Below are 1,653 nucleotides of genomic sequence, written 5' to 3'. Positions count from 1 at the left end.
TTAAACCATCACGATGACTCTGAAAAAATCAATCAAACGATAAATACCGATTCCTTCGTTTATACACAAAAATGGTGTTTTGTCAAGATAACTTAGATGCGTTTCCCCTGGTATGATGAACACAGTAGCAGAGGGATAAAACCAGAAGTTAATTTTTCCTAAACTTTGGTAAATAGCCATTAAACATAGTTTAACAATGAATTATGGCTAAATTCTGACTTCTAAATTTTTGCTAATTTGAAGTAGTTTAAATCATTAAATATTAGAGAAAATAGGGGAAATCAGTAATTAAGCTGCTCACTACAAGCATATCCTCAATATTCTTAAACTTGACTTTATCTAAACCTAGTGTAATAGTATTACTATATTTTTAGTGGGTAGCCTAATCCAAATTCATGAAAGCTGAATTTGAAGCGGAGGAACCAAGTATTTGGGGCTAATCTTATGAGAGACACCTTCCAGTCTTAGCCCGTCAGCTAACTCCGTCGGCAATGGAAGGAACCTCCAAAACTTTGGCTGTAACACCAGTTATGATTGGGGCTTCCTTAATCAATTGCGGATTTTGGATTTAAGATAAATCTAATATCTAAAATTGTTATCCCTGCTTCTCGTTGGTTAATCGTTTCAAGGGAGAGAAGTTAAAACTGTGAAAATCAAAACAATGTTGGCACGTTTGCAAAGTGCGATAGGTCGTGATGACTTAATTGAACAAATGGTGCTATTACCAGAAACTCAAAAATCATTTGCTAAAAGAGGTTCCCAGACAAAATCAGCTAACTTAATTGTCGGCTATAATGGTTCACCTCAAAGTCATACAGCCCTAGATATTGCCTGTTGGATTGCCCACCAAACGAGTTTAGCAACTAACTCGCAAGTTACAGTTCAAGCTGTTTATGTAGTAGAAGAAAACTGCAATTATCAGTATGTTGATATATTCAATGTTGCTGATAATAAAGCTCAATTAGAATGCCAATTAAGTAATATATCAAAGCCAGTCACGTTGCGATTAAATCAACCCAAAGGAACAGCAATTTTACCGCAGTTAGAAAGAGAATCGAGAACTTATCTCCAGGAAGCAGATAGAATTCTTTGGCAAGCAAAAACTTTAGCCGAAGAATGGCAGGGTTCATTTAAATCTCATTTACGGTTTGGTAACATTGTTAAAGAACTTAATCAGGTTGTGGAATTAGAAACTGCTGATATTCTATTTTTAGGCTGCAAATCTATCAATCATCCGCTGATTGAAACACTAGGTCATAATTTTCCTTGTGCAGTTTTAGGTATTCCTAATTGTATTGATGAATAATCTCGGTTTTCAATTACAGTAATTTGAAATTCCATTCTTAAAGAGGAAACAGAGAACTGACAAAAGGGTGGGGTCTAAATCTCCACCCAAAACTTGCTACTTACAGCACTTTCCGGCGCACAAATATTTGTACTGAGTTTTTTCATAATTAAAAATACTTAAAAAGCCTGTATCGTCTCCTTTTTAATTATTAATTTTTAATTCTGCCCTGCGGTACTAGCCAATTTTTAAGCGATAATAGGAACATAAGAGAATGGAGTAAAGAATAGGACATCAAATCTTCAGACATCTATTGACATTTTCCGACAATAGGTTCATAATATTAAATATATACGAGAGTTTTGTAG

1 protein-coding gene and 1 riboswitch are annotated in these 1,653 nt (G+C 34.6%); the gene reads left to right on the top strand.

The genetic code is table 11. The features are described from left to right. Nucleotides 1-390 precede the first annotated feature (390 nt). A riboswitch (cyclic di-AMP (ydaO/yuaA leader) is annotated at nt 391-504 on the top strand. 157 nt (nt 505-661) lie between these two features. Further along, nucleotides 662-1,306, top strand: a complete 645-nt coding sequence (locus AN490_RS06180) for a universal stress protein (RefSeq protein WP_300000982.1) — start codon at nt 662-664, stop codon at nt 1,304-1,306. Nucleotides 1,307-1,653 lie beyond the last annotated feature (347 nt).

Origin of the sequence: Anabaena sp. AL09, from assembly GCF_001672255.1 — a bacterium.
GTDB classification, from domain to species: Bacteria; Cyanobacteriota; Cyanobacteriia; order Cyanobacteriales; family Nostocaceae; genus Dolichospermum; species Dolichospermum lemmermannii.
Note: the sequence above shows the minus strand (reverse complement) of the source record. Positions and strands in the feature narration are given on the sequence as shown.